At 63.9% G+C, this 24850-nt stretch carries 23 protein-coding genes and 2 pseudogenes; 17 read left to right on the forward strand and 8 right to left on the reverse strand.

Annotated elements, in window-relative coordinates; translation table 11 throughout:
• The first annotated feature begins 32 nt into the window (after nucleotides 1-32).
• Entirely contained in the window at nucleotides 33-752 is a 720-nt protein-coding gene (locus tag IVB36_RS02730) for a haloacid dehalogenase type II (RefSeq protein ID WP_247368519.1), read from the forward strand.
• Between the two features lie 60 nt (nucleotides 753-812).
• On the opposite strand, the gene IVB36_RS02735 is transcribed toward IVB36_RS02730, so the two are convergent.
• From IVB36_RS02735 to IVB36_RS02745, 3 genes are all read right to left on the reverse strand, one after another.
• On the reverse strand, nucleotides 813-2633 hold the full coding sequence (locus IVB36_RS02735; protein ID WP_247368515.1) for a peroxidase family protein: 1821 nt from the start codon (nucleotides 2631-2633) through the stop codon (nucleotides 813-815).
• A 172-nt stretch (nucleotides 2634-2805) separates the two neighbouring features.
• Complete coding sequence (locus IVB36_RS02740; protein WP_247368512.1) at nucleotides 2806-3777, reverse strand: MBL fold metallo-hydrolase; 972 nt, start codon at nucleotides 3775-3777, stop codon at nucleotides 2806-2808.
• A 309-nt stretch (nucleotides 3778-4086) separates the two neighbouring features.
• The gene (locus IVB36_RS02745; protein WP_018454423.1) at nucleotides 4087-4752 is read right to left on the reverse strand and encodes a GntR family transcriptional regulator; all 666 of its coding nucleotides are present in this window, start codon (nucleotides 4750-4752) and stop codon (nucleotides 4087-4089) included.
• A 118-nt stretch (nucleotides 4753-4870) separates the two neighbouring features.
• Here IVB36_RS02745 and IVB36_RS02750 point away from each other — a divergent pair, with 118 nt between their 5' ends.
• The 9 genes from IVB36_RS02750 (at nucleotide 4871) to IVB36_RS02790 (ending at nucleotide 13721) form a co-directional block, all read left to right on the forward strand.
• On the forward strand, nucleotides 4871-5665 hold the full coding sequence (locus IVB36_RS02750; protein WP_247390532.1) for an enoyl-CoA hydratase/isomerase family protein: 795 nt from the start codon (nucleotides 4871-4873) through the stop codon (nucleotides 5663-5665).
• A 9-nt stretch (nucleotides 5666-5674) separates the two neighbouring features.
• The gene (locus IVB36_RS02755; RefSeq protein ID WP_204511108.1) at nucleotides 5675-6934 is read left to right on the forward strand and encodes a CoA transferase; all 1260 of its coding nucleotides are present in this window, start codon (nucleotides 5675-5677) and stop codon (nucleotides 6932-6934) included.
• Between the two features lie 52 nt (nucleotides 6935-6986).
• A complete protein-coding gene (locus IVB36_RS02760; RefSeq protein ID WP_247390534.1) occupies nucleotides 6987-7979 on the forward strand; it encodes a tripartite tricarboxylate transporter substrate-binding protein in 993 nt (330 codons plus the stop codon).
• A gap of 101 nt (nucleotides 7980-8080) precedes the next feature.
• On the forward strand, nucleotides 8081-8563 hold the full coding sequence (locus IVB36_RS02765; RefSeq protein WP_085353478.1) for a tripartite tricarboxylate transporter TctB family protein: 483 nt from the start codon (nucleotides 8081-8083) through the stop codon (nucleotides 8561-8563).
• A gap of 11 nt (nucleotides 8564-8574) precedes the next feature.
• Nucleotides 8575-10173 carry a tripartite tricarboxylate transporter permease gene (locus IVB36_RS02770; RefSeq protein WP_247390539.1) on the forward strand — a complete coding sequence of 533 codons (1599 nt, stop codon included), beginning with the start codon at nucleotides 8575-8577 and terminating at the stop codon, nucleotides 10171-10173.
• Nucleotides 10170-11174: a 4-hydroxythreonine-4-phosphate dehydrogenase PdxA gene (locus IVB36_RS02775; protein WP_247390541.1), complete on the forward strand. Its 1005-nt coding sequence runs from the start codon at nucleotides 10170-10172 to the stop codon at nucleotides 11172-11174. The genes IVB36_RS02770 and IVB36_RS02775 overlap by 4 nt, the downstream gene beginning before the upstream one ends.
• Before the next feature lie 130 nt (nucleotides 11175-11304).
• Nucleotides 11305-11514, forward strand: coding sequence for a hypothetical protein (locus IVB36_RS02780; RefSeq protein ID WP_083926364.1), 210 nt, complete (start codon nucleotides 11305-11307; stop codon nucleotides 11512-11514).
• Between the two features lie 134 nt (nucleotides 11515-11648).
• The gene (locus tag IVB36_RS02785; RefSeq protein WP_085353476.1) at nucleotides 11649-12710 is read left to right on the forward strand and encodes a glycosyltransferase family 4 protein; all 1062 of its coding nucleotides are present in this window, start codon (nucleotides 11649-11651) and stop codon (nucleotides 12708-12710) included.
• 12 nt (nucleotides 12711-12722) lie between these two features.
• Nucleotides 12723-13721, forward strand: a complete 999-nt coding sequence (locus IVB36_RS02790; protein ID WP_247390543.1) for a L,D-transpeptidase family protein — start codon at nucleotides 12723-12725, stop codon at nucleotides 13719-13721.
• A gap of 42 nt (nucleotides 13722-13763) precedes the next feature.
• Here IVB36_RS02790 and IVB36_RS02795 read toward each other — a convergent pair whose 3' ends face one another.
• The 3 genes and pseudogenes from IVB36_RS02795 to IVB36_RS02805 form a co-directional block, all read right to left on the reverse strand.
• Entirely contained in the window at nucleotides 13764-14180 is a 417-nt protein-coding gene (locus IVB36_RS02795) for a cupin domain-containing protein (RefSeq protein ID WP_247390546.1), read from the reverse strand.
• A gap of 10 nt (nucleotides 14181-14190) precedes the next feature.
• Nucleotides 14191-14934 carry an SDR family oxidoreductase gene (locus IVB36_RS02800; protein ID WP_247390548.1) on the reverse strand — a complete coding sequence of 248 codons (744 nt, stop codon included), beginning with the start codon at nucleotides 14932-14934 and terminating at the stop codon, nucleotides 14191-14193.
• 230 nt (nucleotides 14935-15164) lie between these two features.
• Nucleotides 15165-16179, reverse strand: a pseudogene (locus IVB36_RS02805) (formylglycine-generating enzyme family protein).
• A gap of 360 nt (nucleotides 16180-16539) precedes the next feature.
• Between IVB36_RS02805 and IVB36_RS02810 the strand changes: the two are divergent.
• Nucleotides 16540-17526: a helix-turn-helix domain-containing protein gene (locus IVB36_RS02810; protein ID WP_204511114.1), complete on the forward strand. Its 987-nt coding sequence runs from the start codon at nucleotides 16540-16542 to the stop codon at nucleotides 17524-17526.
• Between the two features lie 159 nt (nucleotides 17527-17685).
• Here IVB36_RS02810 and IVB36_RS02820 read toward each other — a convergent pair.
• Nucleotides 17686-18761: pseudogene (locus IVB36_RS02820) on the reverse strand (methyl-accepting chemotaxis protein).
• A gap of 277 nt (nucleotides 18762-19038) precedes the next feature.
• Between IVB36_RS02820 and recJ the strand changes: the two are divergent.
• From recJ to IVB36_RS02835, 3 genes are all read left to right on the forward strand, one after another.
• On the forward strand, nucleotides 19039-20880 hold the full coding sequence (gene recJ / locus IVB36_RS02825; protein ID WP_247390557.1) for a single-stranded-DNA-specific exonuclease RecJ: 1842 nt from the start codon (nucleotides 19039-19041) through the stop codon (nucleotides 20878-20880).
• A gap of 45 nt (nucleotides 20881-20925) precedes the next feature.
• Entirely contained in the window at nucleotides 20926-21735 is an 810-nt protein-coding gene (locus IVB36_RS02830) for a glucose 1-dehydrogenase (RefSeq protein ID WP_247390562.1), read from the forward strand.
• Nucleotides 21736-21843: 108 nt separating this feature from the next.
• Nucleotides 21844-22641 (forward strand): aldolase, encoded by a 798-nt coding sequence (locus tag IVB36_RS02835; protein ID WP_085385270.1) that lies wholly within the window; start codon nucleotides 21844-21846, stop codon nucleotides 22639-22641.
• 6 nt (nucleotides 22642-22647) lie between these two features.
• On the opposite strand, the gene IVB36_RS02840 is transcribed toward IVB36_RS02835, so the two are convergent.
• On the reverse strand, nucleotides 22648-23868 hold the full coding sequence (locus IVB36_RS02840) for a lytic murein transglycosylase (RefSeq protein WP_018454406.1): 1221 nt from the start codon (nucleotides 23866-23868) through the stop codon (nucleotides 22648-22650).
• 135 nt (nucleotides 23869-24003) lie between these two features.
• On the opposite strand from IVB36_RS02840, the gene IVB36_RS02845 reads away from it, so the two are divergent.
• The 3 genes from IVB36_RS02845 (at nucleotide 24004) to IVB36_RS02855 (ending at nucleotide 24830) form a co-directional block, all read left to right on the forward strand.
• Complete coding sequence (locus IVB36_RS02845) at nucleotides 24004-24264, forward strand: hypothetical protein (RefSeq protein ID WP_007591459.1); 261 nt, start codon at nucleotides 24004-24006, stop codon at nucleotides 24262-24264.
• Between the two features lie 58 nt (nucleotides 24265-24322).
• Nucleotides 24323-24574 (forward strand): hypothetical protein, encoded by a 252-nt coding sequence (locus IVB36_RS02850; protein ID WP_247390564.1) that lies wholly within the window; start codon nucleotides 24323-24325, stop codon nucleotides 24572-24574.
• Nucleotides 24575-24659: 85 nt separating this feature from the next.
• On the forward strand, nucleotides 24660-24830 hold the full coding sequence (locus tag IVB36_RS02855) for a hypothetical protein (RefSeq protein ID WP_018454403.1): 171 nt from the start codon (nucleotides 24660-24662) through the stop codon (nucleotides 24828-24830).
• Nucleotides 24831-24850 lie beyond the last annotated feature (20 nt).

Here is a 24850-nt window from a genome sequence, read left to right on the forward strand (position 1 = left end):
CGAATGACGAACAACAAAAAGAGGAAGCGCACATGTCCGACCTCTCCGCCGTCAAAGCCCTGGTCTTCGACGTGTTCGGCACCGTCGTCGACTGGCGCACCAGCCTGATCACCGACTTCATCTGGTGGGCGAAGGGCCGCGGCATCAGCGCCGACTGGACCGCCTTGGTCGACGGCTGGCGCGGCATGTACATGGCTTCGATGGATGACGTGCGCAAACATCCCGAGCGCGGCTACGTCATGCTCGATGATCTGCATCGCCGCTCGCTCGAAAAACTGGTCGCGCAATTTTCGATTCCAGGCCTGACCGAGGCCGATCTCGATCACCTCACCAAGGGGTGGCACCGCTTGCACCCGTGGCCCGACAGCGTCGCCGGCCTGACCCGACTGAAGACGAAATTCGTGATCTCGCCGCTGTCGAACGGCAATGTCGCGCTGCTCACCAACATGGCGAAGTTCGCAGGGCTTCCCTGGGACCTCATCATGTCGGCCGAGCTGTTCGAGCACTACAAGCCCGATCCCGAAACCTATCTCGGCGCCGCGCGCCTGCTCGGCCTCAAGCCGGAGCAGGTGATGATGGTCGCGGCCCACAACGGCGATCTCGCCGCCGCGCAGAAGAACGGGCTGAAGACGGCCTTCGTGGCGCGGCCGACCGAATACGGTCCGCTTCAGAAGGTCGATTTCGAGGCCACCGGCAATTGGGACATCGTCGCCAAGGATTTTGGTGGGATCGCCGACAAGCTCGGGTGCTAGGGCGGCCGACGCTCATCCGAGGCGGACGAGGCCCGGAATGCTGAACATATGGGCCAAGGCTCAGCCTCGCAGGACGTTCCACGGGGCGAAGGCGTTGTTGACGCCCTCGAGCGCCGGTCCGAGTTGCGGCATATGCCGCAGCAGCACCGATTTCATTCCGTTGTTGTGGATCCAGTCCAGACCGAAGTTGGTGTAGACTTCCGCCCGGTAGTCATCGGTGAAGAACCGGTCGCTCTTCAGGCGCCGCGATGCCATCAGGATGAAAATGCGGAAGGCGGTATCGCTGAAGCCGAAACCGTCCGGCAGGTCTTCGGCCAATAATCCGACCATCAGATCAACGCGATCGACGTCGCCCTTGTAGATCGCGCGCATCTTCCTGGCGGCACCGGGGATGCTGGTGATTTCCTCGAATGTGTTGACCCGCTTCTTGCCGACCAGCTCGCGAAACCGGTTGTAGCGCGGCACGCCGCGCTCGCGATCACGCATGATGTCGATCGCGGCCACGTCGAGCAGCGGCTGGCCGTCTTTCGTGAACCGGCGCATGAAGTTGGGAAAATTGTGGAGGCGAATGGCGCCGGGATGAGCGGTGCCGAACGAGTACAGCAGGTTGGCGAAGCCGTGAGTCTGCATGAACTTGCGGGAGGCGGGGCCCTGCATTTTGACCAAGTCGCTAGCGGTAATCTCTGTGCTATCGAGCCGCCGTACATCAAGGTTTTCCGGGATCAACGGGTGCAGGCGGTACACGGCGGTGAATTCCTCGGTCATCGCGTAGGGCGCGCTGTGCTGATCCGTCGGAGAGCCGATGATGCCAAAGGCGGCTTCGCTGTTCTTGCCGAGCACGGCGCGCAGCACCCGGCACGGGATCCCCGACCAGTTGGCGTGCATGCTGAAGTCCAGTGCGGGATGGCCGAGGATGCCTGGCGTCCATTCGACGGTGTGGATCTTGGCGATCAGGGCCGCGTTGATCAGGCGCGCATGCTGGAATAGCTCCTCGTCCTTCCAGGTCGGATACCGCGCCTTCAAGCCGTCGCAGATGACATTGTGCTCGCGTGCAAAGAGATTGTGCAGCAGGCTGAGCCCCACCCACCAATTATCGTTGAAGCCGGTGAGATCGGCGCCGGGATGCACCGGATCGGCTGGAAGCATCCCATCATCGCCGACCGCGATCTTCCCATCTGCCCCGGAACGGATCTGCATCTGCCTTGCGCGGTCGCTGCCGTAGATTTGTCCGGCGTCCCACCAGTGCGAGTTGAGGTTGCGGAACGTGGGGGTCGCGCCGAGCCATGGTTCACGTGGCGTCCCGTCGCAAACGGTCCGACGGATCTTCATGCAGCCGTCGATCCGCTCATCCGCAGGCCATTCGTCGTTTGGCGTCAGCGGAATTTTGAACTCGTTTCCCGACTTAGGGGCCCCATGGCTGAACCAATTATGCGTTTCGAACTGGATCCAGGCGGCGGCCAGCAGATTGAGGCTGGTCGCCGGAATAAATTCGTGGCGCGCCAGCAATTCCTCCGAGATCACGCGCGGACTGGGTTCGAGCAGGTCGTCTAGGCTGTCCGGTACGCATTCGGACAGCGCGAAATTGCGTCCGAACCGGGCGCCAGCCATCCCCATGCGCGGATGGTCGAGGCTGTTGAACGAGCCGTCGGCGGAACGCCACCGGTCATTGCCCGTGTTCCAGCGAGGCGATGTCGTGCCGTAGCCGGTATGGTGCAGATTGCGCTCCCGCAGCCGGTCGCGGAACGCCGAGAGATTGGCGGCTCCGAGCAGGGTCGGCAGTTTGTCCCATGTGACAAAGAAGTTGACGGCCCGATAGATAACATCCGGGACCCATTGGAGAAGGTCGCGATGGAAGACAAAACCATCGTTCTCGCGGGACATTGACGCTCCCAAACGCAATTGAGCGAAATGAACTTAACTTGCAACAGGAAGTAATGTTTGCCAACTCCGCCGGAGGCATCACGAATTTGAAGTTCTTTACCGGCCAGTCGGACGGCGGTGATCGTTCGGATGGTCCGGGCGGCGCGTGCGTCGCCCGGACCAGATCCGGCGATTACAAAGTCATCTGCATCGGTTCGGGATAATAGTGGAATCCTTCACCCGCCTTGGCGACATGGCCATAGCCCGGCCAGGCGAAGTGATAGGACATCACGGGCGTCTTGTTCGCAGCAAGCATGGTCAGCAGTTTTACGCGTGACTCGGCCGCCTGCTTCGGGTCGGTGTCGTAGGAGAATTCCATCCGCGGCCGCTCGAGCAGCAGGACGGGATGATGCGACAGGTCACCAAGGAAGGCGAAGGACTTGCCGGCCGACGAGACCATGAAGATGGTGTGGCCGACGGTATGACCGGGCGCTGCGATTGCCTGCACGCCAGGCAGAAATTCCTGGCCGTCCTTGAAGAACACGATGCGGTCGCGGACCGGCAGCAGGTTCTTGCGGGCGTGAACGACGAAATCCTTGGCCGCGCTACCGAGCTTGCCTTCGTCGGTCCAGAAGTCGAAATCGGTCTGCGAGATGTAGATCTGCGCGTTGGGAAACAGCGGCTTGCCGCCGTCGTCCACGATGCCGCCGATGTGGTCGATATGGGCATGCGAGCAAACCACGGCGTCGATGTCGCCGGGCTTGATGCCGGCCTCGGTCATGCTCTTCTGCTGCCGACCGGTGGTGGCGCCGAACATCTTGGATGAGCCCATGCCGGTATCGAACAGGATGAGCTTGTCGCCGGTGTTGACGATCGGCGAGTTCTGCTCGAGCACGACATTGTCCGGCGACAGGAAATTGTCGACGAGCATCTTCTTCACCTCTTCCTTGGAAACACCGGTGAAGGTGCCCGAGGGATCGCCCAGGGGAAGCGGTCCGTCGGACACGACGGTGACTTCGGCGTCGCCGAGAACGAAGCGGTGCCAGTAGGGCGTCTGCGTGCCGAGCTTGGGAGCGCGCGCCAAGGCGCTGCCGCCGAGTATTGCGCTGGCACCAAGGCCAGCCCCGAGGGTCAACAAGGACCGACGTGAGACATCGATTGTCATGCGTTTCCTCCGCTTTTGTCTTTTGTTTTGCGCAATTGCTTGCGCGTTACATTCGGCCCGCGCCGATGGTCGAATGCTGCGCCGGTTCAGGCAGGCGAGCAAGTGGAATTGATTTGGCGATGATCTCGGTTTGTCGAAGTTGGATGCGCAATTCCGGCGCGCGACAAAAGACGTCCGTTGCCGACGAGCCTCGTCAGCACGATCCGTGCCAGTACGGCCAAAAGCAATCAATGATTGTGTCGTGATTGTGTCTGCTGGCCGCCCGATACGGCGTGACCGCAAGATTCTTTGTACGCCGCGACCTATGGCTCACGCAATTCTCGGCGCGAGCTCGCTCCCTTCCGTTTCGGCAAAGCCCGCCTGCAAAACCTCTTCGCGCTTGTGGCGCAAATGCGCTCGCAGGATATGGGCGAGGCCGACGCCGTCGCGCCTCTGCAGTGCGTTCAGGATGGCATCGTGCTCCTTCACGGCGACCGCCCAGCGTTCGGGCGTCATCGGCGTGACATAGCGCGCGCGGCGGATGCGCGCGGTCACGGACGTATACAGCCCCGCGAGCACCGGGTTTCCGGCCGCAACGACGATGGCTTCGTGAATGGCGCGGTTGCCGCGATAGTACTGGATCAGATCGCGTTCGCGATAATGCCGCACCATGTCCGCGTGCGCGGCAGCGATCGCGTCGATCTCGGCATCGGTGATGCGTTCGCAGGCGAGTTCGCCGGCGAGCGCCTCGAGGCCCTGGCAGACCTCGAACAGGTCGCGCATATCCTTGTCGGTCAGTTTTGCCGCACGCGAGCCGCGATGCGGCAGGAGTTGCACGAGACCTTCGGCGGCGAGCACCTTGAGCGCCTCGCGGAGCGGCGTGCGCGATATCTGCAGCCGCTCGCACAGTTCGCGCTCGGGAATCCGCGCGCCCGGCGGGATCTCGCCGTCGAGCAGGATGGCCCGGATGCGGCCGACGACTTCCTCATGAAGCATGGGTCTGAAGTCCATTTGAATGCAAAAATGGAGCTATATACGCATTAATGCAAGTTCCGGCTTGTAAATCGATCATTTTGCATTCAAAAATGTAGAAAAGCAGAAGGACATCGAGGAAATGGACCAGCAGGTGAAGGCGGAAGACCTCGTTTTCGAGCGCCAGGACGGGATCGGGCGGATCACCTTCAACCGCCCGCAGGCGCGCAACGCCTTCACTTTCGCGATGTATGAGCGGCTCGCCGCGATCTGCGAGGAGATCAACAACGATCACGCGATCAAGGTACTGGTGCTGCGCGGGGCCGGCGACAAGGCGTTTGCCGCGGGCACCGACATCAATCAGTTCCGCGATTTCAAGTCGCCGCAGGACGCGATCGACTACGAGAACCGCATCGATCGGGTGCTGACCACGCTCGAACAGTGCCGCGTGCCGACGATCGCGGCGATCAACGGGTTCTGCACCGGCGGCGGCGCGGGCATTGCCGCGGCATGTGACCTCCGTATCGGCACCCAAAGCGCGAAAATCGGCTTTCCCATTGCCCGCACGCTCGGCAACTGCCTGTCGATGTCCAATGTCAGTCGTCTCACCGCGCTGATCGGCGCCGCCCGCGTCAAGGATCTGATCTTCACGGCGCGGCTCGTCGACGCGACCGAGGCTGCCAGTGTCGGGCTGCTCGGCGAGGTCGTCGAGGATATCGCCGCGCTCGAAAGGCGCGCGGACGAGGTTGCCAAATTGCTCGCCAGCCACGCGCCGCTGACGCTGAATGCGACCAAGCAGGCCGTGGCGCGCCTGCAAAGGCGCCTGACGCCCGACGAGGGCGAAGACCTCATCCTGATGTGCTACACGAGCCAGGATTTTCGCGAAGGGCTCGATGCTTTCCTCACCAAGCGCGCGCCGCAATGGCGCGGCCAATAGGACGCCCCGATGCAAAGCGATCGCTCGCAATCAACCTCCGGCCGTTCGGGGCCGCTTGCCGGCCTCAAGGTCATCGATCTCACCCATGTCATGGCAGGGCCGACCTGCACCTTGATGCTGGCCGATATGGGCGCCGACGTCATCAAGATCGAGAAATCGCCGAACGGTGACGACACCCGCCATTCGGTGCCGCCGAAGATCGGCGACGAGGCGGCCTCCTTCCTGATGATGAACCGCAACAAGCGCGGCATCGTGCTGGATCTGAAGACCGATGGCGGCAAGCAGGTGTTGCGGCGGCTGATCGCGGGCGCCGACGTGCTGGTCGAGAATTTTGCGCCGGGCGCCATGGAGCGCCTCGGCTTCGGCTATGACGACCTGCACAAGCAGCATCCAACGCTGATCTATTGCTCGCTGTCTGGCTTCGGCCGCACCGGACCCTACAAGCATCGCCGCGGCTTCGATCTGGTCGCCCAGGCCATGAGCGGAATCATGAGCTTTACCGGCGAACGTCCCGATGGTCCGCCCGTGAAATGCGGCCCGCCGCTGTCCGACATCACCGCCGGCCTGCTGGCGAGCATGGGCATCCTCGCGGCCTACACGCACCGTCTCAAGACCGGCGAAGGGCAGTGGGTCGAGACCTCGCTCTATGAGGCCGCGCTGGTGCAGACCTACTGGCAGTCGACCATCGCGCTGGCCGCGGGCACCGCGCCGCGGGCCATGGGTTCGGCGCATCCGCTCAACGCGCCATATCAGGCGTTCGAGGCCTCGGACGGCTGGTTGGTGGTCGGCGGCGCCAACAAGAAGCATTGGCTGTTGATGCTGGAGGCGCTCGGCGCAAGCGAGCTCGCAGCCGATCCACGCTTCGTCACCGGCGCCGACCGCATGGCCAATTTGAAGGAACTCGAAGCTGTTCTGAGCGAGCGCTTCCGCACCCGCACGCGCGCGCACTGGCTGGCGGCACTGGACGAGAAGGGCGTGCCGTGCGGCCCCGTGCACGACATGCTGGAGGCGCTCAGCGATCCGCAGACGCTGGCGCGCGAGATGGTTGTCGAGGTCGAGCATTCCACGCTCGGGCCCGTGAAGACGATCGGCTTGCCGGTCAAGTTTTCGGAGACCCCAGGCAAAGTGCGCACGGGCGCGCCGGTCTACGGTGAGCATACAAGCGAGGTGCTGGCCGAGCATGGGTTCGACCGGAAGCAGATCGACGCGCTCGAACAAGAAGGCGCAATCGTGTTGGCATCGGGAAGAGGCGAGGAACGGGTCGCCTGACCGGACGTCGAAAACAACAAGAACAAGAGACAAAAATAAGCTGGAGGACATCATGGGTCAGACATCAAAACTTCTGCTCTCCGCAGCCGTAATTGTGCTCGCCGGCACGACGCCGGCGCTCTCGGCCTGGCAGCCGCAAAAGCCGATCGAGTTCGTGGCGACCGCCGGGCCCGGCGGCGGCACGGACAATCTCGCGCGCGCCGTGCAGAACATCATCACCAAGCACAAGCTGGTGGAGCAGCCGATCGTCGTCGTCAACAAGGGCGGCGGCAGCGGCGCGGAAGGCTATGTCTACGGCAAGGCGTCCGCCGGCGATCCCTACAAGGTGATCTTCGGCACGTCGAATGCCTGGCAGCAGCCGCTCGTCTCCAAGGTCGCTTTCAACTACACCGATCTCACCCCGATCGCGGCGATGGCGCAGGACGAGTTCCTGCTCTGGGTCAAGCAGGACGCGCCCTACAAGACGGCGGGCGATTATCTGAAGGCGGCCGCATCAGGCGAGTTCAAGATGGGCGGCGCGCAGTCAAAGGATACCGACGAGGTGCTTACCCGCATGATCGAGAAGGCCGGCCACATCAAGCTGACCTATATTCCCTTCAAGAGCGGCGCCGAGACGGCCGTGCAACTCGCCGGCGGACACCTGGACTCTCACGTCAACAATCCCAGCGAGAGTCTCGGGCAATGGCGTGGCGCCACCCAGCGCCCGCTTTGCGTCTTCAGCCCGAAGCGGCTGCCGCAGGGCGCCAAGGTCACCGCGACCGAAGGCTGGGGTGATGTTCCGACCTGCGTCGAGCAGGGCCTCGACATCAAGCAGTATGAGCAGCCGCGCACAGTGTGGCTCCCCGGCAAGGTCACGCCGGACCAGGCCGCGTTCTATGTTGACCTGATGAAGAAGGTGCAGGCGACGCCGGACTGGAAGGACTACATCGAGAAAACCTCCCAGGTCGACACGTTCCTGACCGGTGCCCAGTTCGACAAGTTCATCAAGGAGGATCTCGAGCGCGTCAGGCTGGTTGCGAGCGAGCAGGGTTGGTTGGTCAAGTGAGGCGGCGCACGCCTCAAACCCCTCCGCCGGAACGACAGCGAACGCTGGGAAAACACGTGCGCCATAATCGGACACTGTACGTGGCCTGACCGGAGCCCTCGATGATATCGCGCCGCGCTCTCGAACTTGCGACAGCCGTTCTCACCGGAAGCTTCGGTGTGGCGGTCGTCATTTCCAGCCTCGATAACGGCATCGGCTGGTCGAGCGCGGGCGTGGACGCCGGGACGTTTCCGTTCCTGACCGGGATCATCATCGTGCTCGGGAGCCTCTACAACCTGTTTCGAGGTGTCATGCCGGCCGCGACGCTCGCCAGCGTCCCAATTGCCATCACATCGATCGAGCTGCGCCGGCTTGCCGGCCTGTTCGTGCCGGCCGCGATTTTCGTGGCTGCGATCCCGTTGGCCGGGATGTACGTCGCCTCGGCCCTGTACATCTTCGCGGTGCTGGCGATCCCCCGACAACAATCCGTGCCGCGCGCGCTTGGCATGGCGGCGGCGACAGCGCTTGCGCTCTACGTCGTGTTCGAGCGCCTGTTCCAGGTGAGCTTGCCGCACGGCGCGCTCGCCGCGGCGTTCGGCTTCTGACGGAGAGGCCGATGGACAATCTCGGAGAACTCCTTCACGGCTTCAGCATCGCGATCACGCTGCCGCATCTGGCGCTGATGGTGATCGGCGTGCTGCTCGGCATTCTCGTCGGCGTGCTGCCTGGGCTGGGTGCTCCGAACGGGGTGTCGCTGCTGCTGCCGCTGACCTTCGGCATGCAGCCGGTCTCTGCCATCATCCTGCTCTCCAGCATGTATTGGGGCGCGTTGTTCGGGGGATCCGTGACCTCGATCCTGTTCAACATCCCGGGCGAGCCGTCGTCTGTCGCCACCACCTTCGACGGCTACCCGATGGCGCGCGATGGACGGCCGACGACGGCGCTCGCCACCGCCTTCGGCTCGGCGGCATTCGGCGCGCTGATCGGCGTCATCCTGATCACCTTCCTCGCATCATGGGTGGCGCAAGTCGCACTCGCCTTCGGGCCGGCGGAATATTTTGCGGTCTATTTTCTTGCCTTCGCCAGCTTCGTCGGCATGGGCGGGGCTGCTCCGATCAAGACTGTCGTCGCGCTGGCGATCGGCTTTGCCATCGCCGCCATCGGCATCGACACCGTCTCCGGCAGCGTGCGCCTCACCATGGGCGTCGACGAGCTGGTCAAGGGCGTCAACTTCGTCGTCGCGGTGATGGGCCTGTTCGGCATCGGCGAGCTGCTCGTGGCCGTCGAAGAGGAGTTTCATGCCCGCGCGGTCTCGTCGAAGATAGAGTGGCGCGAGGTGTTTCGCGCGATCGGTCGCCTGCCGCGGCATAGCGTTGCGCTGTTGCGCAGCGCGGCGATCGGATGCTGGATGGGGATCACGCCCGGTGGCCCGACTGCGGCGTCGTTCATGAGCTACGGCATCGCCCGGCGCTTCTCGCGCCGTGGCCGATATTTCGGCACCGGGGAGCTTGAAGGCATCATCTCGCCGGAGACGGCCGATCATGCGGCTGGCACTAGCGCGCTTCTGCCCATGCTGTCGCTCGGCATTCCTGGCTCGGCCACTGCGGCCGTCATGATGGGCGGGCTGATGATCTGGGGCCTCAATCCCGGGCCGATGCTGTTCGTCGACCAGAAGGACTTTGTCTGGGGCCTGATTGCCTCGATGTATGTCGGCAACATCGTCGCCGTCGCACTCGTGCTGCTGACCGTTCCGGTCTTCGCGGCCCTGATGCGGATTCCCTTCGTGATCATCGCGCCGCTGATCGTGATCATCTGCGTCGTCGGCGCCTATTCGGTATCGAACTCCTATCTCGATGTCGTCATGATGCTCGGCTTCGGCATCGTCGGCTATCTCTTCAAGAAGCTGTTCTATCCGCTGGCGCCGCTCGTGCTCGCGATCGTCATCGGGGACAAGGCCGAGGACGCGTTCCGGCAGTCGATGCTGATGTCCAAGGGATCGCTCGGGATCTTCTTCGCCAACAAGCTGGTGACATGCCTGATCGTGGCCGGCATCGCACTTTTGCTGCTTCCGCTCGTGCTGCAGCTTGCGCGCCTGCTGCGCAAGCCTGCGCCGTCCACCGACGAGACGACAGCCCAAGAGAGAACGCAAGAGAGAGCTCAAGAGACCGCTCAAGAGACCGCTCAAGAGACCGCTCGGGAGAAAGTGATCATATGACCGCAAAGCCGCTCATTGCATTGGCAATGGGAGATCCCGCCGGCATCAGCCCGGAATTGACCGCAAAGCTCGTGGTGCAGGACGATATCCGCGCCCGCAGCCAGATTGTCGTGATCGGCGACCGCCGCATCTTCGACGCGGGCGCGCGCGTTGCCGGCGTCGAGCCGGAGCTGACAACAGTGGAGCAGGGGGCCGATCTGCGCGCGGCGGAGGGCGAGACTCTGTTCGTCGACCTCGGCCATCTCGATCCCGGCGACATCCAGCAGGGGATCGCGAGCCTTGCCGGCGGCAGGTTCGCGCTTGCCAACTACAAGCACGCGCTCGAGCTCGGCCGCGACGGCCGGGTCGATGCCGTCTGCTTCACGCCGTTCAACAAGCAGGCGATGCGGCTGGCCCGCGCCGAGTATGACGACGAGATCGCATTCTCCGCCGAAGTGGTCGGACTCAAAACCCCCGCAAGCGAGTTCAATGTGCTGGACCGGCTGTGGAACGCCCGCGTGACGTCCCACATCCCGCTCAAGGACGTCGCCGCGCGACTGTCCGGCGAACGCATCCATAGCGCGCTGAAGCTGACCGATGCCTGCATGCGCAACGCCGGCTTCGCACGGCCGCGCATCGCGGTCGCCGGTCTCAATCCGCATGCCGGTGACGGCGGCAATTTCGGCCGCGAAGAGATCGACATCATTGCGCCCGTGGTCGCCGCCGGCCAGCGCGATGGTATTGCCGCGGAAGGGCCATTTCCCGCTGACACCGTATTCCTGCGCGCCAAGGGCGGCGCCTTCGATGCGGTGCTGACGATGTATCACGACCAGGGCCAGATCGCGATGAAGCTGATGGGTTTTGATCGTGGCGTGACTTTGCTTGGCGGCTTCCCGTTCCCGATCTGCACGCCCGCGCACGGCACCGCGTACGACATTGCCGGGCAGGGCATTGCATCAATCGGGGCCAGCCGCGCCGCGCTGCTGCTAGCCGGAGAGATGGCGGCTCGTCGCGTCGCCTGATTTCTCCGAGGGCGCCTGCTTGTGCCCGCGGTGGCCGTGCGCAGCTTCGGACCCCACCGGGAAAAAGTGGAAACTTCCGCCGTCGTAACGAGTTGCTGTCCCATGAACGTCTCCATCTCGGAGTTGGAACATGGTAGACGACGACCCGCTGCGAACGGCGGTGGATATTGCTTGGTCCGTTTACCGCGCCCGGCATCGCCACGTCGATGCCGCAGATTGCCGTCGCTGCCTGCTCGAGCGTCATCTGCAAGGGAGATGGGAAGCGCGCGGGAGCGATGCCGAAGAACTCACGGGATTCGGGATTGCCTACCTCGATCGGCTTCCCGAGGACGAATGTTAAGGCTCGTGGAAGGGCTCGTCTGCCGGGTCGCGGCCGCAAGTGCCAGGCCGAATTGGACGCTGCTCGCGATTTCGAACCTTCTGTCCGCCGCGATCGTGCTGATCGTGCGTGCGGCGGCTTGACGGTAGCCTGCCATGCGCATCGCTCAGCTTGCTCCCCTGGCCGAAAGCGTCCCTCCGAAGCTCTACGGGGGCACCGAGCGGGTGGTGGCCTGGCTGGTGGATGGGCTGGTCGAGCTCGGCCACGAAGTCACGCTGTTTGCGAGCGGCGATTCCAGGACGAATGGTGCGCTTCATCCGGTCTGGCCCCGCGCGCTGCGGCTCGGACAGAAGGGGGCGGACCCGACCGCCGCAAGCGCGATGCTGATGGAGGCAATCGCAAGGCGTGCGAAAGAATTCGACGTAATCCACGCGCATGTCGACTGGCTGTCCCTGCCGTTGCTCAGTCGTCTCGGCGTGCCGTTCCTCACGACCATGCACGGTCGCCTCGACTTGCCCGGACTACCCGACGTCGTCAGGCACTTCCCTGAAGCATGTTTCGTGTCGATTTCCGATCATCAGCGGCTGCCGCTTCCGGATGCGAAATGGATCGGAACCATCCAGCACGGACTGCCGCCCGATCTGTTTCGGCCGTCCTACGAACAGGGGTCCTATTTGGCGTTTCTAGGGCGGCTCACCGCAGACAAGGGTCCGCAGGACGCCATCCGTATCGCGCGCGCAGTCCAGATGCCCCTCCATATCGCCGCGAAGGTCCCGCGCGCCGAGACGGCCTACTTCAGGAACCACATCGAGCCGAACGTCGACGGCAAGGATATCCGGCTTGTTGGTGAAGTCGATGACGCAAAGAAACAGCCCTTCCTTGCCGAAGCCGCTGCTCTGCTGTTTCCGATCGATTGGCCGGAGCCGTTTGGGCTGGTCATGATCGAAGCGATGGCATGCGGAACGCCCGTGATCGCCTATCGCTCCGGCTCCGTCCCCGAAGTCGTCGAGCATGGATTGACCGGCTTCATCGTCGAGAACGAGGAGCAGGCCGTCAAGGCGATCGGCGAACTGGGAAAACTGGATCGAAGGAAGGTGCGCGCCCGCTTCGAGGAGCGCTTCTCTGCGAGCCGAATGGCAAGGCAGTACGAACACCAATACCGCAAGCTCGCTAGCGCCGCGGCTCGGGAGTTGATCACTGAACCGTCGGAAACGTGAAAGGACCCGGCGATGTCGCTCGGAAAAGCGGGGCAGATTTGCATCTTTCTGGTCTTCGCTCTGGCTGCGCCGCCGGCGTTCGCCGCGGAGATCGACGCCGCTGCCATCAACGTCGCCGAGCCGTCGAAGAAAACCCTGTCGAACGATAAGCCGACCGCGGCCGGGGTCCGGTTGCAGGTCCTGCTGGACCGCGCGCACTTCTCGCCCGGCGCGATCGACGGCAGGTTCGGCGAGAACGCTAAAAAGGCGTTGCGGGCCTATGCCGAAGCACGGCAGCTGCCGGTTTCGGACACCGTGACGGACGATGTCTGGACCGCGTTACGGGCGGACGACCGGCCGGTGACGATGACCTATGCCATCACCGAGCAGGACGTGGCGGGTCCTTTCCTGAAAAAGCTGCCGTCGAAGATGGAGGACATGAAGGAGCTTACAAAGCTCGGCTTCACCAGTGCGCGCGAGGCCCTGGCCGAGAAATTTCACATGAGCGAGCAGCTCCTGGCCGCGCTCAACTCCGGACGCCATTTCGATCGCGCCGGCGACACCATCGTCGTGGTGGACACATCAGGCGCAGGCGAGGGCATCCCCACCAAGGCCGAGAGGATCGAGGTCGACAAGGTCAGGCAGACCGTAAAACTGTTCGACAAAACGAATGCGCTGATCGGATTTTATCCCGCGACCGTCGGCAGCGAAGAGAAGCCGTCGCCCTCAGGCACGCTCAAGGTCACGGAAGTCAGCCGAAATCCGTACTATCGCTACAATCCCGCTTATCGCTTCAAGGGCGTCCATTCCCGCAAGCCCTTCACCATCAAGCCCGGCCCGAACAATCCGGTCGGCACGGTCTGGATCAACCTGTCTGCCGAGGGCTACGGCATTCACGGCACGCCCTCGCCGGAGAAGATTTCCAAGGCGGAATCTCACGGCTGCGTGCGTCTGACCAATTGGGATGCCGAGCGCGTCGCCGGGCGTGTCTCGAAAGGCACGCCGGTGGCATTCGTAGGCAGCCCCGGATGAAACCAACGCCTCGAGGTGGCAATGCCGCTCGCCGATTGTGCGCTATTTCGGGATCGGCATCGTCAGCTCCTTGTCGGCCGTATCCACCACGAAGACGGCCAGCAATTTTGCGGGTTCGGTCTCGCTGGCATTGGCGCTGACGGCATGGCGGTCGCCGGGCTTTTCGGAGAAGTTCTCGCCCTTGTGAAAGACCTTGACCGGGCCGTCATTGACCTGACTGCGGATCGCTCCTTCCAGGGCGGTGGCGTAGATGAAAGCCGAGGGCGCGTGGATGTGGGCCGGCGAGGAGCCTCCGGGACCATACTCGACCAGTACGCCCTTCATGCTCTTGCCCGGGACATTGGGCAGCGCCTGGTCGAACACGAGCGTCACCTTGGCCGTGGGCGTCGCCGTCTCGGCGGCATGGGCCGTCAGGAATGATGCGGCATAAACAGCGGTTGCGATCAGCAATCTGCGCATGGGGGTCTCCTCAAAGTCTCGCGAGCCATGTTGCGAGCGGCGTTTTGCCAAGCCGCGCCTCGCCGAGAGGGTTCAGCGATGTGTCGTCGATGGGAGCGCCGTAGTACGGCGCCTTTGGGTCTCCCACCACCGGTCGGGGGTCGCCGGACGCCTTCAGGCGGCGTGCGATGAATTCATTAAAGGGCGCCTTCTCAGGTCCTGCGATATCGATCGTGCCGTTGAGCGGCGGGCTCATCGCGATTTCTGCGAGGCGATCGGCCACGTCCTCGGCCGCGATGGGCTGAAACAATGCCGAGGGAACAACGATCCCACCCTCGGCCGCACCCATCTCGGCAATGGCGCTGAGGAATTCGAAGAACTGGGTGGCGCGGACGATCGAGTAGGGGACCGACGAAGACTTGATGATAGTCTCCTGCGCCAGCTTGGCGCGAAAATAGGAGTTATCGGGCGAGCGCTCGGTTCCGACGATCGAGAGCGCCACATGATGCTTCACCGCCGCTGCGGCCTCGGCCGCGACGAGATTCTTGCTCGAACGCTGGAAGAATTCGAGCACGGCGGCAGGCTCCCAGGACGGCGCGTTGGCAACGTCGACGACGACATCGGTGCCCGCCAGCACTGCTGCGAGACCTTCCCCGGTCACCGCGTTCACGCCCGACTTCGGCGAAGCCGCGACCGCGTCGTGGCCTTGCTGCTTGAGCTTCGCCACCAGCTTGGATCCAATCAATCCGGTCCCGCCGATCACGACGATCTTCATGGCCTATCTCCTCGGCACGTTGCGGGCGCGAGCGTTTCAGGGTCGACGGAGCGCGCGTCGCGATGCGATGAGGCGACTCTTACCGGGGAAATGGGGCAGGCTCTTGCCTGTAACCGGCCTGCCTTGTCCAAAAATGCTGAAGATGTTTATCGATCGCCGAAAGTTGCATATCGAAACAGTCCGACGCGCGGAGCGCACCGCTGGCGCCAGCCTCTCACCAGCGGCGCTCGCTAGATTGCAGCACGTCCTTCGTTTCGGCGTTCGGTTATAGACGGCATTCGCACCACGCAGCGGAACCCGACATGGCTGGTCGAGGTATCGATCGGCTCGGCGTGCCGCGCGGCCGGACGATATCGCCGGCAATAGTTTGGCGGGCAGAGGTGCGAGCCGCCCTTGAGGACCTTGCGCGGAATCTGGATGTCGGGGAGGCGAGGGTCGTAGCTTGTGTGCTCACCGCCGCCGCGGGGATTTTTGGGGATGCAGCAAGGTTTGGCAGCGTCGGCGACGTGTTTTGACGCCCACCAGTCGGAGGTCCACTCCCAGACATTGCCGATCATGTCGTAGAGACCGTAGCCGTTCCGCGGGAAGGCCATGACCGGCGAGGTACGCTCGTACCCATCCTCGCCGAGATTCTGGACGGGGAAGTTGCCCTGCCAGATATTGGCCATGTGCTTGCCGCCTGGCATCAGCGCATCGCCCCAGGCGTATTCCTCCGCCTCGAAGCCGCCGCGCGCCGCAAATTCCCATTCCGCCTCCGTCGGCAAGTCCTTGCCGGCCCAGTGGGCATAGGCTGCCGCATCGCTAAAGGAGACGTGAACGACAGGATGGTCGTCGAGATCCTTGATGTTGCTGCCGGGACCATGCGGATGGCGCCAGTTGGCGCCGCGCAGGAAAGTCCACCACTGGCTCCAGTCGGTGAGATCGGTGATGCGCGGCAGCGGTGAGAACACCCCGCGATCCCGCGTAGAGCATCTCTGCCAGCGCGCCCGGATAGTCCTTCGGATCGGGAACGATCTGCGCCTCGGTGACATGGCCGGTTGCGGTGACGAACTGCTTGAACTGCCGGTTGGTCACGGGCGTGCGGTCAATGCAGAAGCCGTCGACAGCGACGCGATGGCTCGGCGCTTCCTCGGGATAGTGATGGTCGGATCCCATGCGAAAGGTTCCGCCGGGAATGAAGACCATCTCGCCGGTCTTCAAATCATCCGGCAACCACTCGCAGTGATCCAGATCTGCTCGCAACATGGTGGAAGCTCCGATGCTCGTAGTCCACCTGATGCTACTGCGCCAACTCTGGCAGACTTCGACGATAGCTCTCTGCCCGGCCCATTAGACGCATTGTCTAGCCCCATTTTTTTGGCACTCGGGGAGAGGAGGACGCTGCGTCAACATCTCTTTCTTTTGCACGCACGTTTTCGACCACGCGGCAAATCCATGCCGCGTGCGCTCTGCCATCCCCAAAGCGCGTCCGCTCAATATCGCTAAGGTTGCAAACGGTACCCGAAGACTGGACGGCTGTGATGTGCAGTTTGTGCCAGTCTGCGGGGGAGTTGGTGAGGCCTCGCCTGCCGCAGAATTGTCGCGCTTCAGTAACAGGGTACAGCCATGGGGCAAGTCCTCCTGGTTGATTCGCGCAAGCTGGACGGTTTCGAAGGACTTCAGCAGGCCGTCCATGGCTCGCATGTCGATGTGATGCAACTCGGCCGCGGTCGGTTGCGCGGAACGTTGTCCCATGTCGGCATCGGCGACTTCTCGCTCAGCATCGGTGCATTCAACGTCGGCATGCGCACGCAGCGGGTTTCCAGCGACGACAGACTGATCATCGGCATGCTGCTCGCGGCTGAAGAGCGCGTCGCCCACTGGTCGTTCGACATGCAGCTCAACGATGTGCTCGTCATTCCGCCGCTGCTCGAACATGACGGGGTTTTTCACGGCGGCTCCGCTTACGCCGCCATGCGGTTCGACCTCAACGAGGTCGCGACGCTGTTCGCCGGAAAAGCACGGCTGAGTGATCCTGACACCTGGCGCAGCCGCGGTCATTTCCGCGCGGACATCGAGAGCGGCGCAATCGCCTCGCGCCGCCTGGTCCGGATCATGTCGCACCTGCGCGACAACAAATACGGACTGACGCCATCAACAGCCGATTTCTGGAAACGATCGATCGCCGAATGCATGGCTACCAACGTCGCGTCGTCGCTGCCACCCGACGGCAATGGCTGGCTCCCTTCCGCGCGACGGCTGATCCGCAAGGTCGAGGAGTTTCTCGACGACGCCGGCACCCGTCCGGTGCACGTGTCGGAAATCTGCGCGGCGCTCGGCGTATCGCGGCGCACCCTCCACCGCGCGTTTCAGGAGGTATTCGGTCTCGGCCCGGTCAGCTTCCTCAGGCACAAGCGTCTTTGCGCTGTTCATTCGATCCTGCACCAGAGCGCACCCGGCTCGACCACCGTGACAGCGGTCGCCATGCAGCAGGGCTTTTACGAACTCGGCCGGTTCTCGCAATACTACCTGGCAATGTTCGGAGAGCGTCCGTCGCAAACGCTCGGAATTACGTCGCTGCGGGCCGTCGAAGACGATATCACCAGAGCCTAGCGCTCTGAGGCTGGACCGCGAACGACGCCATGATCGCATGCATGCCAGTGTTTTGCCCGCGTCAAACGGCGAAAAAACCGTCATCAAAACAACGAGATGGCTACTGTGCATGGGGTTGTTTTCACGGTTTTGAGTTGGATAGGCGAGCCGCCTGCAGCTTCAGGCCCCGCAGACGATCACGCCGTACCAGCCCAGGCCGCGATAGGTCTCGTAGCCGGGCGTCGCATGGAACGCGACCAGCGTGCCCGAGCCGTCCTGGTAGAAGCCGGAACGCTGGCCGTTGAGCGACAGCGAGATGCGTTCGCTGAGAATGCCTTGTCCGTCGGAAGCGGCGATCACGCGAAGATTGGAGTCGACCAGCAGCACGCGCGCCTTGTCGCTGTCGCCAACGCGCACGCCTTGCACGATGGCGCGGGCCTGCGCCTCCCAGTCGAAATGGATGGCGAGCACCCCGATCGGCGCGCCGTTGGCCTGGCCGCCGGCGCGGACGCTGGCGCAATAGGTCGCGACCTGGGCATTGCCGAGCAGCGGTGCTTCTCGACGTCGCCGGCGACATAGTCGTCGCCGGAGCGCAGGGTCTTGGCCTCGCGAAACCATTTGGTGTGGGCGACGTTCTGGCCGACAGCGCGAAAGCGGTCGGCGCGGCCGTTGGCGATGACGTTGCCGTCGAGATCGCAGAGCCAGAGGTCGAGATAGACGGTGTAGGCTCCTAGGATCACACCGAGACGCTGCGAGGCATGGGACACGGCCGCGGCGTCGGGCGAGGCCGCGCAACCGACCAGCGCGGAATCGGTCGCCCACCAGCGCACGTCGCAGGTCCGTTCATAGAGGTTGCGGTCGATCAGCTCGATGGCGTTGAGCGAGAGGTCGACCATGCGCTCGCCGCGCGAGCGCTGGCTCATGCGGTCGATCGAGGCGACGAGGTCGCCGGTGCGCTTGGTCAGCTGGCTTTCGAGTTCGCGGGCGATAGTCTCGACCTGCTGGCCGACGCCGCGGACCTCCTGCGCCACCACGGCGAAGCCCGCGCCCTGCGCGCCGGCGCGCGAGCTTTCGATCAACGCGTTCAGCGCCAGCATCTTCATCTGGTTGGTGATCTGCTGGATCGCCTTGGTCTTGTCGACCGCGATCTGGTTGACCTCCGCCGTGAGGCGGTTGATCAGCGCGGAGATGTCGGAATCATCATCAGCGGGTTCATTGGCGATCGGCTTGGCTTTGAAACCCAGCGCAGCAGACATCGGGGGCTTCCCTTGGCAATGAGGTCTGATCTGCAACGAACCCGGAACAATCACTGACAGATCGAATACGATTCTTTTTCGGAGATTCCGCCTAACGCCTGCTTAATTTGCTGTTTTGCGGAATGCTCAAATGATAGTCAGTCCGGGTAGCAAAGCGGCAATCCACCGCTTTGTACCGCGCAGACGTTGCAAATCCCGAGGGATTGCGGGCCAATCGTCCGTCGGCCGGGCGATGCAATCCCTCCGGCTCCCAGGTTCCTCAAACCGACAGCTGTTCATGACGCCGCCCGCTACCGCCTTGCCCGTTGAAGCGCCCCAGGCGTTCCTGGGAGTGGCGCGCTCGCTCACCGACAAGCTTTGGCGCGACCGGCTGGATGCCCGCGGGGCGGCGAAAGCGCTTGCCATCGTGCAGCGCCAGCAACTGCCCGAGCTCCTGGCGCGGGTGCTGGCAGGCCGCGGCGTCGACAGCGACGCCGTCGCAGATTTCCTCGATCCCACCATCCGCAAGCTTCTGCCGGACCCGTTCACGGTGACGGAGATGGAGGCCGCCGCGAAGCGGATCGCGGATGCCGCAGCGAACGGCGAGAAGGTCGCGATCTTCGGAGACTACGATGTCGACGGCGCGACCTCGGCGGCGCTGCTGACCTGGCATCTGCGGCATTGCGGGCTCGATCCGCTGATCCACATTCCCGACCGCATCTTCGAGGGCTACGGGCCCAACACGGAAGCCGTGCGCGCGCTGGCCGAAAAGGGCGCCACGCTGCTCGTCACCGTCGATTGCGGCACCACCAGCATCGAGCCGCTCGCCGAAGCAAAACGTATCGGCATGTCCGTCGTCGTGATCGACCATCATCAGGCCGGCACGGAGCTGCCGGAGGTCGACGCGCTGGTCAATCCGAACCGGCTCGACGATCTCTCCGGCCTCGGCCATCTCGCCGCCGTCGGCCTCGTCCTGGTGACGCTGGTCGCGGTCAATCGTGAATTACGCCAGCGCGGCTTCTGGAATGCGGAGATGCCCGAGCCGGATCTGCTCGGCATGCTGCATCACGTCGCGCTCGGCACGGTTGCTGATGTCGCGCCGCTAATCGGTCTCAACCGCGCGTTCGTCGCCAAGGGCCTGATCGCGATGCGGCGGCGCGACCATGTCGGCCACACAGCGCTGATGGACGTGGCGCGGCTCAACGGCCCGCCGGAGGCCTGGCATCTCGGCTTCATGCTGGGGCCGCGCATCAATGCCGGCGGTCGCATCGGCCGCGCCGATCTCGGCGTGCGCCTGCTTTTGGAGGGTGACAGCGTCGAGGCCGCGCGGATCGCCGCCGAACTCGACCGCCTCAACAGCGAGCGCCGGGTCATCGAGCAGGCGGCCGAAGCGCAGGCCGAAGCCGAGGCGCTCGCCTCGATCGGGCTCGAGGACAAGATCGGCGTGATCGTCACGGCCTCCGAAGGCTGGCATCCCGGCGTGGTCGGTCTCGTTGCGTCCCGGTTGAAGGAGAAGTTCTCGCGGCCCGCCTTTGCGATCGCGCTGGAGCCCGGCGGCATCGGCACCGGCTCCGGCCGTTCGATTGCCGGCGTCGATATCGGCAAGGCCGTGCGGCAGGCGGTCGCCGATGGCATTCTGCTGAAGGGGGGCGGCCACGCGATGGCTGCGGGGGTCACGCTACGGAAGGAAAAACTCGCCGAGTTTCGCGCCTACCTCGAGAATGCGTTGGGGCGCGACGTTGCCGAGGCGCGCCACGTCAACGAGCTCTACATCGACGGCGCGGTCTCCGCGCGCGCGGTGACGACCGAGCTTGCAGCGACGCTCAACCGCGCGGGTCCCTTCGGCAGCGGCAATCCGGAAGTCGTGTTGGCGCTGCCGGCGCACCAGCTCGTCTATGCCGACGAGGTGGGACAGGCACATTTGAGGCTACGCTTCAAGTCGGGCGACGGCGCCATCGTCAACGGCATCGCGTTCCGTTCGATCGGACAGAAGCTCGGCAACGCGCTCGTTGCCAATCGCGGCCAGCAATTGCATGTCGCGGGATCATTGTCGGTCGATCGCTATCAGGGCGCCGAGCGTGTGCAATTCCGCGTCATCGACGTCGCGCTACCCGATCAGGGACCATCCATGATTAGATAGGCCCGGCAAACAACAAAAAAGCTAACAGCAAAACTGGGAGTGAACATGGCAGGGCAGGTTGAGGGTAAAGTGGCGCTGGTGACGGGCGGCGCCTCCGGCATCGGCGAAGCCGTCGTCGAGCTATTCGCGCGCGAGGGCGCCACCGTCATTGCCACCGACATCGACGAGCTGCGCGGCCCCGAGCTCGCCAATCGCATCACCAAGGCCGACGGCAAGGCGATTTTCCTGGAGCAGGACGTCACCAGCGAAGAGCGCTGGATCGAGATCACAGCCGAGATCGCGAAGCGCTTTGGCCGGCTTGATATTCTCGTCTCCAACGCCGGCATCGGCATCGCCGTGCCCTCGATCGTCGACATGACGCTCAGCGACTGGCGCAAGCAGAACGCGATCAACCTCGACGGCGTCTTCCTCTCGGTCAAGCATTGCCTGCCCTTGATGCGCAAGACCGGCGGCGGCTCGATCGTCATGATGTCCTCGCTCGCGGGCCTGCGCGGCGCGCCTGGGCTGTCGGCCTATTCGGCGACCAAGGGCGGCGTGCGGCTGTTCGCGAAGTCGATCGCGATGGAGTGCGCGGCCGCCGGCGACGGCATCCGCGTCAACTCCGTCCATCCCGGCATCATCGACACCCCGATCTGGGGCAAGATCCCGACCGGCGCGACCGGCAACCAGGGCAATGCACCGATCGATCCCGAGGAGCGTGCGCGCCTCGTCACGCCGCTCGGCCGCGCCGGCCATGCTTCTGAAATTGCCTCCGGCGTGCTGTATCTGGCCTCCGATGCCTCGCGCTACGTCACCGGCAGCGAGCTCGTCATCGACGGCGGCATGAATGCCGGCGGCGTGCCGCGGCGGCAATAGACCGCCTCGCGGGCTGCGAAGGGCAGGGTGCGCGCGCGGGGGCTGACGCGCAGGCGTCGGACCTGTACAACGCGGGCGTCTTCCGAACGACAGAGGTGTCCTTCCGCCATGGCGCACAGCCTTCACTCTTCGTCCTCCACGCCGGCAACGTTCCGCTCGAACCGTCCGGACCTCGTCACCGACGCGATCCGCAGCGCGCGCGAGGATCTTGCCGCCTGCTTTCGGATGGCTGCGCGCAACGGCTTTGAGGAGGGCATCTGCAACCACTTCTCGGCCGTGGTGCCGGGCCATGACGATCTGTTCCTGGTCAACCCTTACGGCTACGCCTTCCGCGAGCTGACCGCGTCAAAGCTGCTGATCTGCGATTTCCACGGCAGCGTGCTCGACGGCGAGGGCGTACCCGAGGCGACCGCGTTCTACATCCATGCCGAGATGCACAAGCGCCTGCCGCGCGCCAAGGTCGCCTTCCACACCCACATGCCCTACGCCACGGCGCTGTCGATGACCGAAGGCGATCCGCTGATCTGGGCCGGCCAGACCGCGCTGAAGTTCTATGGTCGCACGGCCGTGGACCGCGACTACAATGGCCTTGCGCTCGACAACCGCGAAGGTGCGCGCATCGCATCCGCCGTTGGGGATGCCGATATCATCTTCATGAAGCATCACGGCGTGATGGTGCTGGCACCGACCATCGCGGAGGCCTGGGACGATCTCTACTATCTCGAACGCGCCGCCGAGGTGCAGGTGCTGGCGATGTCGACCGGGCGACAGGTGCTGCCGGTCGATCCCGCGATTGCAGCCGAGACCTACAGGCAGATGCGCGAGGGCGATTCCGAATCTGCACGGCTGCATCTTGCGGCGATCCGGCGGCAGCTCGATGCGGAGGAGCCGCAATACCGGCATTGAGCCGGCCTAAGACCCCTGGCGTAGCTTCGCCAGCACCTTCAGCCCGCCATAGCCGTCCGCAGGCACGATACCGGCCCTCTGCTGAAAATCCTTGATTGCCTTCATCGTGTCGTTGCCGACGCGGCCGTCGGTGCCGCCGGTGTCGAAGCCCGCCTTGGTCAGGCGCGTCTGCATCTCCTGCACCTCGGCGAGTGTCAGCGCGCGCTCGGAGCCGGGGAACGGCTGGATGAAAGGCGGGGCGCCGAGGCAGCGGTCGCCGAGATGGCAGATCGCCAGGGCATAGTTCATCGAGGGATTGTAGCTCTTCACCGCGTTGAAATTCGGTCCCAGCAGAAACGTCGGCCCGCCCGCAACCGGCGTCCACATCTGCGCGGATGCGGAGGCTTGCGGGAATGGCTGGCCGTCGGCGCGGGTGACGCCGGCCGCCTGCCAAGCCGCATAGGTCCGGCTGCCGCTCATCTCACCGGGCGTGCGCACCTCGTAGCCCCAATGCTCGCCGCGGTGCCACTTGCCGCGATTGACGAGATATTTTGCCGTCGAGCCCAGCGCGTCGTCGGGCTTGCCGAACGGCGACACCTTGCCGTCGCCATCATAGTCGATGCCGACATTGAGCCAGACCTCCGGCATCCATTGCGAATGCCCCATCGCGCCGGCCCAGGAGCCCTGCATCTGCTCCGGCGTGCTCCAGCCCTTGTCGACGATGCGTAGCGCGTTGATCAACTCGGTCTCCCAATAGGCCTTGCGTCGCGGTTCGTTCCAGGCGAGGGCGGCGAGCGAGGGAAACACCGGCGTCATGTGGTTCTGCTGCACCAGCGGATCGCCATAGGCGGACTCGACGCCCCACAGCGCCAGCAGCGTGCCGCGCTCGACGCCGAAATCGCGCTCGATGCGCGCGAGCAGCGCCTCGTTGTTCTTCAGCGCGATCTTGCCGTTGATGATGCGCCAGTCGGAGACGCGACGGTTGATGTATTGCCAGACCTGCTCATGAAATTCGGGCTGGTTCCGCATCTGCTTGAACACGCTCATGTCGGGCTCGACCCGCGCCATCGCACGCTGCCATGTCGCAGCCGAGATGCCCTTGGCCATGGCACGAGCGCGAAAACCCTCACGCCATTCGTCGAAGCCTGGAGGTGCGGCGAAGACATGCGTCGGGAAAGCGAGCAGGGTGGCGGCGCCGATCGTGAAGGCGCGGCGGGTATGATGGATCGAGGAATCAGCGTGTTTCATCGACTTATTGTAGCGGGAAATGCGGCTCCTGTGAGTCGGTTCCTGGAGGGTCGGGAACGGGACGTCCGTCCTGTTCCTTCCGGAACAAATTGTCGCACTCACGCATTCCCTCCGCATGCAATCGAGGAGGACGAGATGAGGAAATATCTGTTTGCGGCCGCCATGGTCACCGCTATCGCAGCCCCCGCATTCGCCGACGAAGTCGGTGTTCATGTTGGTCCGGTCGGCGCCGGCGTGACCGTCGGACAGTCCCCGGAATATCGAGAGCGTGACCGCGATCGTGATCGCACCACCGTGATCAAGGAGCGCGAGCCTGCCGACCGCACCACCGTCATCAAGAAGGAAGATGAATTCGGTAACCGCGAAAAGACCGTGATTCATCACGACAACGACTAACGGAGCGGGGCCCCGGCCGATGGTCGGGGCCCGCCTTCCGTCGAGAATTCGGGGTCGAATGAAGATACGCGCGCATGCAGAGAGCCACGTCGTCGAGCTCGACGACGGATCACAATGGCAGATTTTCCCTGGCGATCTCGCCACCACACTGAGCTGGAAGCCCGAAACCGATCTGCACCTGGAGCGAAGCGGCGAGCGGGTGAGTTCGCATGAGCTGGTGAACGACGCCGATCAAAGCCGCGTGCGGGTGATCGCAGCGGGCGAGACCTGGTCCGATGGCGAGGTTAAGAAAGTGTTGAAGGGCGGGTAGGGCGCGCCTGCAACGGGTCGGATATCCCCAATTTTGAGCCTGTCACTTTACGGTCGATTCGCTTCCGTCTGCGCACAATGCGTGAATGCAGGAGCTGTTCGACATCATCCGCGCCAATCCCTGGCCGTTCGGCGCCGGGTTGTTCGTCGTCGTCCTGATGATCCTCGCGGAGAACTTTGGGCGCGGTATTCAAGGCCACGGCGCCGTCAGTGACTTCCCGGATTCGGACGGTGGCGACGGCGGAGGCGGCGACTAGGTCCCGCCAGCGGCAAGCGC

Source organism: Bradyrhizobium sp. 35 (genome assembly GCF_023073215.1).
Lineage (GTDB): Bacteria > Pseudomonadota > Alphaproteobacteria > Rhizobiales > Xanthobacteraceae > Bradyrhizobium > Bradyrhizobium canariense_D.

Bases quoted from the DNA above. Each gene is read 5' to 3' on its own strand.
- IVB36_RS02730 (WP_247368519.1), top strand. From the start codon at position 33: ATGTCCGACCTCTCCGCCGTCAAAGCCCTGGTCTTCGACGTGTTCGGC.
- IVB36_RS02735 (WP_247368515.1), bottom strand. From the start codon at position 2,633: ATGTCCCGCGAGAACGATGGTTTTGTCTTCCATCGCGACCTTCTCCAA.
- IVB36_RS02740 (WP_247368512.1), bottom strand. From the start codon at position 3,777: ATGACAATCGATGTCTCACGTCGGTCCTTGTTGACCCTCGGGGCTGGC.
- IVB36_RS02745 (WP_018454423.1), bottom strand. From the start codon at position 4,752: ATGCTTCATGAGGAAGTCGTCGGCCGCATCCGGGCCATCCTGCTCGAC.
- IVB36_RS02750 (WP_247390532.1), top strand. From the start codon at position 4,871: ATGGACCAGCAGGTGAAGGCGGAAGACCTCGTTTTCGAGCGCCAGGAC.
- IVB36_RS02755 (WP_204511108.1), top strand. From the start codon at position 5,675: ATGCAAAGCGATCGCTCGCAATCAACCTCCGGCCGTTCGGGGCCGCTT.
- IVB36_RS02760 (WP_247390534.1), top strand. From the start codon at position 6,987: ATGGGTCAGACATCAAAACTTCTGCTCTCCGCAGCCGTAATTGTGCTC.
- IVB36_RS02765 (WP_085353478.1), top strand. From the start codon at position 8,081: ATGATATCGCGCCGCGCTCTCGAACTTGCGACAGCCGTTCTCACCGGA.
- IVB36_RS02770 (WP_247390539.1), top strand. From the start codon at position 8,575: ATGGACAATCTCGGAGAACTCCTTCACGGCTTCAGCATCGCGATCACG.
- IVB36_RS02775 (WP_247390541.1), top strand. From the start codon at position 10,170: ATGACCGCAAAGCCGCTCATTGCATTGGCAATGGGAGATCCCGCCGGC.
- IVB36_RS02780 (WP_083926364.1), top strand. From the start codon at position 11,305: ATGGTAGACGACGACCCGCTGCGAACGGCGGTGGATATTGCTTGGTCC.
- IVB36_RS02785 (WP_085353476.1), top strand. From the start codon at position 11,649: ATGCGCATCGCTCAGCTTGCTCCCCTGGCCGAAAGCGTCCCTCCGAAG.
- IVB36_RS02790 (WP_247390543.1), top strand. From the start codon at position 12,723: ATGTCGCTCGGAAAAGCGGGGCAGATTTGCATCTTTCTGGTCTTCGCT.
- IVB36_RS02795 (WP_247390546.1), bottom strand. From the start codon at position 14,180: ATGCGCAGATTGCTGATCGCAACCGCTGTTTATGCCGCATCATTCCTG.
- IVB36_RS02800 (WP_247390548.1), bottom strand. From the start codon at position 14,934: ATGAAGATCGTCGTGATCGGCGGGACCGGATTGATTGGATCCAAGCTG.
- IVB36_RS02810 (WP_204511114.1), top strand. From the start codon at position 16,540: ATGGGGCAAGTCCTCCTGGTTGATTCGCGCAAGCTGGACGGTTTCGAA.
- recJ (WP_247390557.1), top strand. From the start codon at position 19,039: ATGACGCCGCCCGCTACCGCCTTGCCCGTTGAAGCGCCCCAGGCGTTC.
- IVB36_RS02830 (WP_247390562.1), top strand. From the start codon at position 20,926: ATGGCAGGGCAGGTTGAGGGTAAAGTGGCGCTGGTGACGGGCGGCGCC.
- IVB36_RS02835 (WP_085385270.1), top strand. From the start codon at position 21,844: ATGGCGCACAGCCTTCACTCTTCGTCCTCCACGCCGGCAACGTTCCGC.
- IVB36_RS02840 (WP_018454406.1), bottom strand. From the start codon at position 23,868: ATGAAACACGCTGATTCCTCGATCCATCATACCCGCCGCGCCTTCACG.
- IVB36_RS02845 (WP_007591459.1), top strand. From the start codon at position 24,004: ATGAGGAAATATCTGTTTGCGGCCGCCATGGTCACCGCTATCGCAGCC.
- IVB36_RS02850 (WP_247390564.1), top strand. From the start codon at position 24,323: ATGAAGATACGCGCGCATGCAGAGAGCCACGTCGTCGAGCTCGACGAC.
- IVB36_RS02855 (WP_018454403.1), top strand. From the start codon at position 24,660: ATGCAGGAGCTGTTCGACATCATCCGCGCCAATCCCTGGCCGTTCGGC.